11 protein-coding genes are annotated in these 10791 nt (G+C 65.4%); 8 read left to right on the top strand and 3 right to left on the bottom strand.

Going from position 1 to position 10791, the window contains the following annotated elements:
• The 5 genes from RMO40_RS09650 to RMO40_RS09630 all read left to right on the top strand — a co-directional run.
• Positions 1-582 (top strand): AMP-binding enzyme (locus RMO40_RS09650; protein ID WP_309719761.1); only part of this gene is annotated, 582 nt, incomplete at its 5' end.
• Positions 583-640: 58 nt separating this feature from the next.
• Positions 641-1645, top strand: coding sequence for a tripartite tricarboxylate transporter substrate-binding protein (locus RMO40_RS09645; RefSeq protein WP_309719757.1), 1005 nt, complete (start codon positions 641-643; stop codon positions 1643-1645).
• Between the two features lie 5 nt (positions 1646-1650).
• Positions 1651-2172: a tripartite tricarboxylate transporter TctB family protein gene (locus RMO40_RS09640; protein ID WP_309719751.1), complete on the top strand. Its 522-nt coding sequence runs from the start codon at positions 1651-1653 to the stop codon at positions 2170-2172.
• Positions 2172-3677, top strand: a complete 1506-nt coding sequence (locus RMO40_RS09635) for a tripartite tricarboxylate transporter permease (protein WP_309719740.1) — start codon at positions 2172-2174, stop codon at positions 3675-3677. Before RMO40_RS09640 ends, RMO40_RS09635 begins: the two co-directional genes overlap by 1 nt.
• Positions 3674-4684 carry a 2-dehydropantoate 2-reductase gene (locus RMO40_RS09630; protein ID WP_309719737.1) on the top strand — a complete coding sequence of 337 codons (1011 nt, stop codon included), beginning with the start codon at positions 3674-3676 and terminating at the stop codon, positions 4682-4684. The genes RMO40_RS09635 and RMO40_RS09630 overlap by 4 nt, the downstream gene beginning before the upstream one ends.
• A gap of 128 nt (positions 4685-4812) precedes the next feature.
• Here RMO40_RS09630 and RMO40_RS09625 read toward each other — a convergent pair whose 3' ends face one another.
• Entirely contained in the window at positions 4813-5577 is a 765-nt protein-coding gene (locus RMO40_RS09625) for a fumarylacetoacetate hydrolase family protein (protein ID WP_309719734.1), read from the bottom strand.
• A 379-nt stretch (positions 5578-5956) separates the two neighbouring features.
• On the opposite strand from RMO40_RS09625, the gene RMO40_RS09620 reads away from it, so the two are divergent.
• From RMO40_RS09620 to RMO40_RS09610, 3 genes are all read left to right on the top strand, one after another.
• A complete protein-coding gene (locus RMO40_RS09620; protein WP_309719731.1) occupies positions 5957-7069 on the top strand; it encodes an ABC transporter substrate-binding protein in 1113 nt (370 codons plus the stop codon).
• Between the two features lie 147 nt (positions 7070-7216).
• Positions 7217-8317, top strand: coding sequence for an ABC transporter substrate-binding protein (locus RMO40_RS09615; RefSeq protein ID WP_309719728.1), 1101 nt, complete (start codon positions 7217-7219; stop codon positions 8315-8317).
• A 47-nt stretch (positions 8318-8364) separates the two neighbouring features.
• Positions 8365-9492 (top strand): ABC transporter substrate-binding protein, encoded by a 1128-nt coding sequence (locus RMO40_RS09610; protein ID WP_309719725.1) that lies wholly within the window; start codon positions 8365-8367, stop codon positions 9490-9492.
• Between the two features lie 112 nt (positions 9493-9604).
• Here RMO40_RS09610 and RMO40_RS09605 read toward each other — a convergent pair whose 3' ends face one another.
• Together RMO40_RS09605 and RMO40_RS09600 are read right to left on the bottom strand one after the other, a co-directional pair.
• Entirely contained in the window at positions 9605-10441 is an 837-nt protein-coding gene (locus RMO40_RS09605) for an alpha/beta hydrolase (RefSeq protein WP_309719722.1), read from the bottom strand.
• Positions 10442-10448: 7 nt separating this feature from the next.
• Positions 10449-10791 (bottom strand): 3-hydroxybutyrate oligomer hydrolase family protein (locus RMO40_RS09600; protein ID WP_309719720.1); only part of this gene is annotated, 343 nt, incomplete at its 5' end.

The following is a 10791-nucleotide window of genomic DNA, read 5'->3' as shown; positions in this document are numbered from 1 at the left end:
CACCAGATGGCCTCGAACCCACTGCCTCCGCTGGCACGCAAGCCCGGCACAGTGGGCTTGTCCGCCGGCCCCGAGGTGCAGATCATGGGCGAAGACGGCACGCTGCTGGGCGCCAACGAGATCGGCGAGATTGTCATCAAGGGCCGCAACGTGACCGAGGGTTACGAGAACAACCCCAAGGCCAATGCCGAAGGTTTCCTCAACGGCTGGTTTCGCACCGGCGACCAGGGCACAAAAGACAACGACGGCTACATCAGCATCACCGGCCGGCTGAAAGAGATCATCAACCGGGGTGGCGAGAAGGTGAGCCCGCGCGAGGTCGATGAAATCCTGATGGACCACCCGGCCGTGGCGCAGGTGGTCTGTTTCGGCATGCCGCACCCCAAGCTGGGTGAAGAGGTGGCGGCCGTCGTGGTGCTCAAGGAAGGCGCCGCAGCCACCGACCGCGAGCTGCAAGACTTCGTGGCCAAACGTGCCGCCGACTACAAGGTGCCCAAGAAGATCTTGTTCATGGACGAGATCCCGAAAGGCGCCACCGGCAAGCTGCAACGCATCGGGTTGGCGCAGAAGCTGGGGCTGTGACCCCGGCGTGACGGTTCAGAGTTTTCCTATCCATCTACTAGCAACGAGGTTCGACGTGATGAGATTCAAGCTGCACACCGTGATCGCCGCCTTCGGCCTGGCCGCTGCAACGGCCACCGCCCCCGCTCTCGCCGCCTGGGAACCCACCAAGCCCATCGAATTCGTGGTGCCCGCCGGCACCGGCGGTGGCGCCGACCAGATGGCGCGTTTCATCCAGGGCATGGCCGCCAAGCACAAGCTCACTTCGCAGCCCATCATCGTGGTCAACAAGGCCGGTGGTGCAGGCGCCGAAGGCTTCTTGGACGTGAAGGGCGACAAGGGCAACCCGCACAAGATCGTCATCACGCTCTCGAACCTGTTCACCACCCCGCTGGCCACCGGTGTGCCCTTCAACTGGCGCGACCTGACGCCGGTGTCGATGCTGGCACTCGACCAGTTCATCTTGTGGGTCAACGCCGACTCGCCACACAAGAACGCCAAGGACTTCATGGCCGCCGTCAAGGCCTCTCCCGACAAGACCTTCAAGATGGGCGGCACCGGCTCCAAGCAAGAAGACCAGATCATCACCGTGCTGCTGGAAAACACGCTCGGCAAGAAGATGATCTACGTGCCCTTCAAGGGCGGCGGCGACGTGGCCGTGCAACTGGTGGGCAAGCACATCGACTCCACCGTCAACAACCCGATCGAAGCCGAATCGCACTGGCGCGCCGGCAAGCTGCGCCCGCTGTGCGTGATGGACAAGGACAAGCTGCCCTACACCACCAAGCTCACGGCCACCGAGTCGTGGGCCGACGTGCCGCCTTGCGGCTCGGTGGGCCTGCGTGTCAGCTATCTGATGCTGCGCGGCGTCTTCATGACACCCGGCGCCACCCCCGACCAGGTCGCCTATTACAACGGCCTGTTCGACAAGCTTCGCGCACTGCCCGAGTGGAAAGAGTTCATGGAAAAGGGTGCCTTCCGCCAGACCAGCCTGAAGGGCGCCGAGTTCGTTGACTGGCTGGGCAAGAACGAGCACATCCACCGCCTGCTGATGAAAGAAGCCGGGTTCATGGCGACCAACTGATCGCCATGAGCCCCCCCACCGAAGACAACACCGACACCACCCCACCAGCCGGCCCGAGCACGCGCGGGCCCGAGCTGGCCGTGGCCGCCTTCCTGCTGCTGGTGGCCGGGATGGTGATCACCGACAGCCTGCGCGTGGGCATCGGCTGGGCTGACGACGGGCCGCGCTCGGGCTACTTTCCGTTCTACATCGGGCTCTTGCTGCTGGCCTCCAGCGGCACGGTGTTTGTCTCGACGCTGCTGCGCTGGCGCCAGCCGAGCCCGGTGTTTGCCGAGCGCTCGCAGTTGAAGACCGTGTTCGCCATGCTGATCCCGATGGTGGTCTACGTCGGCGGCATCGCCTTGCTGGGCATCTACCTGTCGTCGCTGGTGTTGATCGCCTACTTCATGCGGCGCTACGGCAAGTTTGGCTGGCCGGTCACGGCCACCGTGTCGATCGGGGTGCCGCTGGCCTTCTTCCTCGTGTTCGAGCGCTGGTTCCTGGTGCAGTTGCCCAAGGGCCCGATCGAACGACTCTTGGGGTTCTGATGGAAGAAATCAACAACCTGATGCACGGCTTCAGCGTCGCGCTGACGCTGCCCAACATCGTCTACATGCTGGTCGGCATCACGCTCGGTGTGCTGATCGGTGTGCTGCCTGGGCTGGGCGGTGCGAATGGCATCGCCATCTTGCTGCCGCTCACCTTCACGATGAACCCCACGTCGGCCATCATCATGCTGTCGTGCATCTACTGGGGTGCGCTGTTCGGTGGGGCCATCACCTCGATCCTGTTCAACATCCCCGGCGAGCCGTGGTCGGTGGCCACCACCTTCGACGGCTACCCAATGGCGCAGAACGGCAAGGCCGCACAAGCGCTCACCGCCGCCTTCACCTCGTCGTTCGTCGGTGCGCTGTTCGCGGTCGTGTTGATCACTTTCCTCGCACCGCTCCTCGCCAAGTTCGCGCTCAAGTTCGGGCCGGCGGAGTTTTTTGCGGTGCAGCTGCTCACCTTCTGCAGCTTCGTCGGCATGAGCAAGGAACCACCGGCCAAAGTGATCGCCGCGATGATGCTCGGCTTTGCGCTTGCCGCCGTGGGCATGGACACCGTGACCGGCCAGTTGCGCATGACCTATGGCGTGACCGACCTGCTCAAGGGCTTTGACTTTTTGATCGCCGTGATCGGCCTCTTCGGCATCGGCGAGATCTTGCTGACCATGGAAGAAGGCCTGGCCTTCAAGGGCAAGAGCGCACGCATCAACGCACGCGTGGTGCTGCAAACCTGGCGCGAGCTGCCGCGCTACTGGCTGACCTTTTTGCGCTCCACCGCGATTGGCTGCTGGATGGGCATCACCCCGGGGGGCGCCACACCCGCCTCGTTCATGAGCTATGGCGTGGCACAGCGCATGTCGAAAGACCCACAAAGTTTTGGCAAGGGGCAGATCGAAGGGGTGCTCGCCCCCGAAACTGCCGCCCATGCGGCCGGCACCTCGGCCCTGCTGCCTATGCTCACGCTCGGCATTCCCGGCTCGCCCACGGCCGCCGTGCTGCTGGGTGGCCTGCTGATCTGGGGCCTGCAACCGGGGCCCATGCTCTTCATCGAGCAGAAAGACTTCGTCTGGGGCCTGATCGCCTCGATGTACCTCGGCAACATCGTCGGCCTGCTGGTGGTGCTGACGACCGTGCCGTTCTGGGCGGCGATTCTGCGCATCCCGTTCTCGGTGATCGCGCCGGTGATCGTGGTCATCTGCGCGATCGGCGCGTACACCGTGCACAGCTCGATGTTCGACGTGGTGATGATGATGGTGTTCGGCGTGGTCGGCTACCTGTTCAAGAAGCTCAAGTACCCGCTGGCGCCGCTGGTGCTGGCCTTGGTGCTGGGCGACATGGCCGAAGCGAGCTTCAGGCAGTCGATGTTGCTGTCGCAGGGCAGCATGAGCATCTTCTGGTCGAACTGGCTGGTGGGCAGCATTGCCGGCCTGGCCCTGGTGATGCTGCTGTCGCCCGTGTTGGGCACCGCACGCAGGCTGCTCCGGGAACGGGAGCGCACCGCATGAAGATCGCGGTGGTCGGCGCGGGCGCGATTGGCGGCTACCTGGGCGCCAAGCTCGCGCTCAGCGGTGAAGACGTGACCTTCATCGCGCGCAACAAGAACCTCGCGGCCATCAACGCCTACGGCTTCAAGCTGATCCTGGAAGACGGCAGCGAGCAACATGCCGCCAACGTGCGCGCCGTGCAGGCGATGGCCGACGCCGGCCCGCAAGACGCGGTGCTGCTGACGCTGAAGGCGCACCAGGTGAAGGACGTGCTGCCCGAGCTGCGCGCGCTCTTCGGGCCCGAGACCATGGTCGTCACCATGATCAACGGCCTGCCCTGGTGGTACTTCCACAAGCTGGCCGGGCCGTATGAAGGCCGTCAGCTGGAGAGTGTCGACCCGGGCGGCGTGATCGCCGCCCACATCGAGCCCGAGCGGGTGATCGGCAGTGTGGTCTACCCGGCGGCCGAGCTCGTCGCGCCCGGCGTCGTGCGCGTGATCGAAGGCAACCGCTTCACGCTCGGTGAGCCCGACGGCAGCCGCAGCCCGCGCATCGAGTTGCTGTCGCAGGCCATGATGAAAGCCGGCTTCAAGTCGCCGGTCAGCAAAGACATCCGCGGCGAGATCTGGGTCAAGCTGTGGGGCAACCTGAGCTTCAACCCGATCAGCGCGCTGACGCACGCCACGCTCGAAGACATCTGCCGCTTTCCGGCCTCTCGCGAGCTGGCCGCCAGCATGATGCGCGAGGCGCAGACGGTGGCCGAGAAGCTGGGTGTCGAGTTCAAGATCTCGCTCGACAAGCGCATTGCCGGTGCCGAAGCCGTGGGCGCCCACAAGACCTCGATGCTGCAAGACGTCGAAGCCGGCCGCGCGCTCGAACTCGAAGCGCTGGTCGGCAGCGTGGTCGAGCTGGGCCGCATCACCGAGACGCCCACGCCGACGATCAACGCGATCTACGGGGCAACCTTGCTGCTGGGCAAGACGCTCGGGGATGCGAAGGGCAAGTTGGTGGTGCAGCCGACCGGTTAGCCAACGACGGAGATCCAACAAAAGGTTCACCGCCAAGGCGCAAAGAACGCAAAGGTCGCGAAGGAAACAAAGCTTTGCGCTCTTTGCGTTCTTTGCGTCTTGGCGGTAGAGAGACCTTGCCGAGGGCACTACCCGTAGACGTTGCTCAACACCCCGATCCCATCGATCTCGACCTCGACCTCGGTGCCCGGCTTCATCGGCAGCACGCCGAGCGAGGTGCCGCACAGGATCACGTCGCCCGGTTGCAATGTGATGTCGTGCGAGATGCGCGACACCAGCTCGGCCGGCGAGAAGGTCATGTCAGACAGTGGGTAGTTCTGCCGCTCGCGCCCACCCACCCGCGTGCGGAGCAGGGCCTTCGAAAAATCGAACTCGGTCTCGATCACCGGGCCGAACACGCCAAAGGTGTCGAAGCTCTTGGCCCGCGCCCACTGCGCAAAGCTCGGGTCGCGGGCGATCAGCTCCATCGCCGTCACGTCGTTGGCGCAGGTGTAGCCGAAGATGTGTGCCGGCGCCGCCTCCACGCTGACCGCTCGCGCCGGCTGGCCGATCACCAGTGCCAGCTCGCCCTCGTAGGCCACACGCCCGTCGTAGTGGGCGGGCGCCTGAATCGGCTGGCGGTGGGCCGCGAAGCTGCTTGAGGCTTTCAAGAAGTACAGCGGCTCGGCCGGGCGGGCCCAGCCATTCTTCTCGGCCGCCGCGTTGAAGTTGTTCCACAACCCGATCATCTTGGCCGGCACACACGGTATGAGCCACTCCAGGCCGGCCACCGCCACACGCTCGCCGGTGGGCTGCGGGGCGCTGAACAAGTCGCCCTCGTGCACGCTCACCTCTTCACCCTCCAGCGTGCCAAAACCTTCGCGCGCGCCTTGCCTGAACCGCAGCCACTTCATGGTGAAACCTCCTGTCGTTTGCTTGCCGGGCGCATTGTTTCAGGCTTCGCATCAGCCCCGTGGGTTGCCGAATATGTCACTCGGCGGACAGCCAATTGAGCCTTTGCTCACGCCCTTCTCGGGCCATCTCGTGTGGGTTTGCACGGATCCAATGGCCCGCGTGTCACACGATTCGTGAAGTATTGGTTCTGCTCGCCCACTTTATTTGGATAGCCGTGCAATAGCGTCCGCAAGTCAACACAGAATCGCGCCGTGTTTCGCCTCGTAACCGTGGTTTTTTGGATGCGTCATCCCCCGAAAGAGGGAGCCGACCATGACAATCAATCCCGCTAAATCCCAGCCAGAAACCAGCTGATTCACCACTCGGAGAAGCGTTTTGATGAATGCCAGACATATCCTTGCCTTGGCCATCGCCGGCCTGATGCTGCCTGGCCTGTGCATGGCGCAGATCAAGGTCGGACAGACCGCCGGTTTCACCGGTGCTGCGGCTGCCGGTGTCAAAGAAATCACCGATGGCGCCAAGCTCTACCTGGACTCGGTCAACGCCGAAGGCGGCGTCAACGGGCAGACCATCGAGCTGGTGTCGCTGGACGACAAGTTCGACCCCGCCATCGCGGTCGAAAACGCCAAGAAGCTGATCGCCGACCCGAAGATCGTCGCGCTGTTCCTGAACCGCGGCACGCCTCACTCGCAGGCCATCATGCCGCTGCTCAACGAAGGCCGCATCACGCTGATCGCCCCCTCGACCGGTGCCATGGCGCTGCACCAACCGGTGCACCCGTGGGTGTTCAACGTGCGCGCCACCTACCAGCGTGAAGCCGAACACGTGACGCGCCACCTCGCGATGGCCGGTGCCGAACGGGTGGCCTTGATCCAGGTGAACGACTCCTTCGGCACCGACGCCGCCGCCGGCGCGCTGAAGGTGTTCAAGGAGATGGGCAAGCAGCCCGCCACGCACCAGATCTTCGACCGCGCGAAGCCCGATTTCGCGGCCCTGGTGCCCAAGGTGGTGGCCGCCCAGCCGCTGTCGATCCTGTTCATCGGCACCGGCACCGCGGTGGTCGAGGGTGTGAAAGCGCTGCGCGCCGCCGGCTCGCGCGCGACCATCGCCACGCTGTCGCCCAACGCCTCGGCGGGCTTCATCAAGTCGATGGGCGAAAACGCCCAGGGTCTGATCATCAGCCAGGTGTTCCCGTCGGCACGCTCGCTCAAGGTGTCGATGGCGGCCGAGGCGTCGCGCCTGGCCCAGGCCAAGAACCTGCCTGAACTCACGCCGCAGATGCTCGAAGGTTTTGCCGCCGCCAAGGTGCTGGTGGCCGCCCTCAAGCGCAGCAACAAGGACATCACCCGCGCGAGCATCAAGAAGGCGCTTGACGGCTTCAACCGTGTCGACATCGGCGGCCTGGAAGTGAGCTTCAGCCCCAACGACCACACCGGCCTCGACTACGCTGACCTGTCGATGGTGACGGCCGAGGGCACCTTCCGCCGCTGAGCGTTAAAAATCACACTCGATTGGCGGGCCCAAGTCCGCCGTTTTTCACGGCTGGCTCGCGACAGTTCGTAGTTTCACGCATCGCCAGACGCTGGCGGCTTCTAACATCGACAACACTCTCACAAGGGGAAGTCAATGAAGCAATTGATGCAATCGATGCGGTGGTGTGTGGTCGGCGCCAGCCTGGTCAGCGCCACGGCCTGGGCCCAGATCAAGGTGGGCCAGACAGCCGGCTTCACCGGCGCCGTGGCCGCCTCGGTGAAAGAGGCCACCGAGGGCGCCAAGCTCTACTTCGACGCCATCAACGCGCGCGGTGGTGTGGGCGGCGCGCAGATCGAGCTCGTCTCGCTCGACGACAAGTTCGACCCCAAGCTCACCGTCGCCAACGCCAAACAGCTGATCGACGCTGGTGTGGTCTGCCTCTTCCTGAACCGCGGCACGCCCCATACGCAAGCCATCATGCCGCTGCTCGCCGAAAACAAGGTGCCGCTGATCGGCCCGTCGACCGGCGCGATGGTGTTGCACAGCCCGGTGCACCCGTGGCTGTTCAACGTGCGCGCCACCTACCAGCGTGAAGCCGAGCGTGTGGTCTCGCACCTGAGCCTGATCAGCATCGACCGCATCGCCCTCGTGCAGGTGGACGACACCTTCGGCGCCGACGCCGCCGTGGGCGTGTTGAAGGGCATGAAGACCGTCAACAAGGAGCTGGTGGCGTACGAGAAGTACGACCGCGCCAAACCCAATTTCGAACCCATCATGCCGAAGATCATCGCCAAGGAGCCGCAAGCGGTGTTATTCATCGGCTCGGGCACCGCCATCGTCGAGGGGATGAAGGCTCTGCGGGCCACCGGCTCGCGCGCCCAGATGGTGACGCTGTCGAACAACGCATCAGCCGGCTTCGTCAAGGACCTCGGCCCGCTGGCCCATGGCGTGGTGGTGAGCCAGGTGTTCCCGTACGAGCGCTCGATCGCCTCGCCGGTGGTGAAAGAAGCGATGGAAATGGCCAAGGCCAAGAACCTGGAACTCACCCCCACCATGCTGGAAGGGTTTGTGTCGGCGAAGGTGGTGGTCGAAGGCCTGCGCCGCGCCGGGCCGGCCCCCACGCGCGACAAGCTGCGCCGCGCGCTCGAGACGTTCAACCGGGTCGACATCGGTGGGTTGGAGGTGAGCTACACCGCCGCCGACCACACCGGGCTGGACTACGCCGACCTCTCCATCGTCGGCCCCGACGGCAAGTTCCGCCGCTGATTCGCAAAACCCAGGCCGCCGCGAGGTGGCCAACCGCAGGGCACTCCATGCTGAAACTCATCTTTGCAGCCCCGCGACGGGCCGCAGCGGGCGCGCTCGCCCTCGCGCTGGCCTTCCCCGCCACCGCCCAGATCGTGATCGGCCAGAGTGCGGCATTCACCGGCCCGGTGTCTGCCGGCGTGCAAGAAACCACCGCCGGCGCCAAGCTGTATTTCGATGCCATCAACGCGGCCGGCGGCATCAACGGCAAGACCATCGAGCTGGTGTCGCTCGACGACAAGTTCGACCCCAAGCTGGCCGGCGAAAACGCGCGCAAGCTGATCGTCGAGAGCCGCGCGATGGCCCTGTTCCTGAGCCGCGGCACTCCCCACACGCAGGCCATGCTGCCGGCGCTGGTGGAGTTCAAGGTGCCGCTGGTCGGGCCCTCCACCGGTGCGATGGCCTTGCACAAGCCGGTGCACCCATACGTGTTCAACGTGCGCGCCACCTACCAGCGCGAAACCGAACGTGCCGTGAAGCACCTGAGCCTGATCGGCATGGACCGCATCGCCGTCTGGCACGTCGACGACGCCTTCGGTGCCGATGCTGCGGCTGGCGCGGCCATCGGCTTCGCCGACGTGAAGAAGCAGCCGCTGCTGCTGGAGAAGTTCGACCGCAACAAACCCGACTTCAGCGCCATCGCCCCTCAATTGGCCAAGGCCGAGGCGCAGGCGGTGGTGTTCATCGGCACCGCCGCTGCGGTGGTCGAAGGCACCAAGGCCATTCGTGCCGCCGGCTCCAGGGCGCAGATCGTCACGCTGTCGAACAACGCGTCGGGCGGCTTCATCAAGCAGATGGCCGACAACGCGCGCGGCGTGATCGTGACGCAGGTGTTTCCTTACGAGCGCTCGCTGGCTGCGCCCATCGTGAAGGAGGCGGTCGACCTCGCCGTGGCCAAAGGGCAAGAAGGCGTGTCGCCCGCCATGATGGAAGGCTTTGCCTCGGCCAAGGTGCTGGTGGCGGCATTGCGCAAGGCCGGCCCCAACCCCACGCGCGAGAAGTTGCTGGCTGCGTTGAACAGCCTGCAGAAGCTCGACATCGGCGGCATGGAGGTCAACTTCAGCCCGGGCGATCACACGGGTCTCGTCTTCGCCGACTTGTCCATCATCGGCCCCGACGGGAAATTCAGGCGTTGAGATCAGGCCCCCCAGTCGCTGCGCTCCTGCCCCCAAGGGGCGCCGCCTGGCGGCCCGGCAAAGCCGGTTCCGCGGGCGTTGCTTGATGGGCGCGTCGCTGCGCTCGCGCTGATCACGCCGCGAAGAATCGTTCTATGAGAGCGAACTGCTCCGGCGTGTTGAGCGCGGGCGCGTGACCGCAGCCGGCGATGGTGGCGACCACCGCACGCGGGCCGCGTTGGCGCATTTGTTCGGCGGTGTCGGCCAGCAGCAGGTCGGAGGTTTCACCGCGCAGGCACAGCACCGGGATGTCGAGGCTGTCCCAGGCGTCCCACTGCGCGTAGTCGTCGGGGTGGTGGGTGAACTGCATCACCATGTCGGGGTCGTAATGCGGGGTCACGCGGCCGTTCGGCAGGCGGCGAATCGAGGTCTCGGTGAGGCGCCGCCACTGCGCATCGCTCAGCCAGCCATACGGTTTGTAGATGGTGCGGAAGTAGGTCTCCAACTCGCTCACTGTGGCAAACGCCGCCGGGCTGCCGGCGTAGGAGCGGATGCGGTCGGTGGCCGCCTGGGCGATCTCGGGGCCCATGTCGTTGAGCACCAGTCGCTGCAAACGACCCCGCAGCGTTGATGCGGCGGCGCGCAGGCCGATGGCGCCGCCCATCGAGGTGCCGAGCCAGTGAAACTTGTCCAGCCCCAGCTGGTTGACGAGCGAGGTGGCGAGCTTGGCGTAGAACGCCAGGCAGTACTCGGTGGCCGGCTGCTGGCTCCACTCGCTCAAGCCGCGCCCGATGGTGTCGGGGCAGATCACACGGTAGCGCTGCGACAGGTGCTCGGCGATGTCGTCCATGTCGCGCCCGGTGCGCGCGAGGCCATGCCAGGCGATCACCGCCTCGGCATGCTGCGCGCCCCACTCGGTGTAGTGCAGCTCGCGGCCTTCGCAGCGCAGGTAGTTGGAAGTGAAGCGCATGGGGCTCTCAATCGGGCACGGTCAGCGTGCGCGCCCGCCAGGTGATGGCGTCGGCCGCCGCAGGGCGCTGCACGATGGGTGGCACGTTGGCCTCGGTGATGGCGGGTGCGGCGCCGGGCGCACCACCACGCGGCACGGTGCGCACCACCTGGCTCGCCGGCAAGGGCGTGCCGTGGCGCAGGTGGGCGTACATCGCGTCGAGCCCGCGATTCAGGTAGACGTGCAGCGGCACATAGCGTGTGTCGTAGCCCGGCAGCACGGTGGGCAGGCCGATGAAGCCGTCGAAGTGCTGGGCGTTCGTGACCTCGATGTACGAGAGCCGGCTGCGCCCGCCTTCGACGCGCTTGTTG

The organism is Rhizobacter sp. (assembly GCF_031412075.1).
GTDB lineage: Bacteria > Pseudomonadota > Gammaproteobacteria > Burkholderiales > Burkholderiaceae_C > Rhizobacter.
The sequence above is the reverse complement of the archived record's forward strand: the minus strand, read 5'-3'. Positions and strand labels throughout refer to the sequence as shown.

Bases quoted from the DNA above. Each gene is read 5' to 3' on its own strand.
- RMO40_RS09610 (WP_309719725.1), top strand. From the start codon at position 8,365: ATGCTGAAACTCATCTTTGCAGCCCCGCGACGGGCCGCAGCGGGCGCG.
- RMO40_RS09640 (WP_309719751.1), top strand. From the start codon at position 1,651: ATGAGCCCCCCCACCGAAGACAACACCGACACCACCCCACCAGCCGGC.
- RMO40_RS09635 (WP_309719740.1), top strand. From the start codon at position 2,172: ATGGAAGAAATCAACAACCTGATGCACGGCTTCAGCGTCGCGCTGACG.
- RMO40_RS09630 (WP_309719737.1), top strand. From the start codon at position 3,674: ATGAAGATCGCGGTGGTCGGCGCGGGCGCGATTGGCGGCTACCTGGGC.
- RMO40_RS09645 (WP_309719757.1), top strand. From the start codon at position 641: ATGAGATTCAAGCTGCACACCGTGATCGCCGCCTTCGGCCTGGCCGCT.
- RMO40_RS09625 (WP_309719734.1), bottom strand. From the start codon at position 5,577: ATGAAGTGGCTGCGGTTCAGGCAAGGCGCGCGCGAAGGTTTTGGCACG.
- RMO40_RS09620 (WP_309719731.1), top strand. From the start codon at position 5,957: ATGAATGCCAGACATATCCTTGCCTTGGCCATCGCCGGCCTGATGCTG.
- RMO40_RS09615 (WP_309719728.1), top strand. From the start codon at position 7,217: ATGCAATCGATGCGGTGGTGTGTGGTCGGCGCCAGCCTGGTCAGCGCC.
- RMO40_RS09605 (WP_309719722.1), bottom strand. From the start codon at position 10,441: ATGCGCTTCACTTCCAACTACCTGCGCTGCGAAGGCCGCGAGCTGCAC.